Source organism: Thauera terpenica 58Eu (genome assembly GCF_000443165.1).
GTDB lineage: Bacteria > Pseudomonadota > Gammaproteobacteria > Burkholderiales > Rhodocyclaceae > Thauera > Thauera terpenica.
Window position 1 is genome coordinate 1 of sequence record NZ_ATJV01000041.1, and the last position, 209, is coordinate 209.

The following is a 209-nucleotide window of genomic DNA, read 5'->3' on the forward strand; positions in this document are numbered from 1 at the left end:
GACGGCGACGCGCTGCAGGTGCTGAGCTTCGAGGCGCCGGCCAACGGCACGCTGAATGTGGTCACCGACGGCTCCTTCACCTACACGCCGAATGCCGGTTTCGTGGGCAGCGAGGTGCTGACTTACACCGTGAGCGACGGCACCACGACCAGCACCGGGGAGTTCACGATCGTGGTCGAGAACGAGGCGCCGGTGGTGCAGGACGAGAG

1 protein-coding gene is annotated in these 209 nt (G+C 66.5%); it reads left to right on the forward strand.

The window, feature by feature from the left end:
• On the forward strand, positions 1–209 hold a 209-nt coding region (locus M622_RS24510), incomplete at both ends, for an Ig-like domain-containing protein (RefSeq protein ID WP_021248209.1).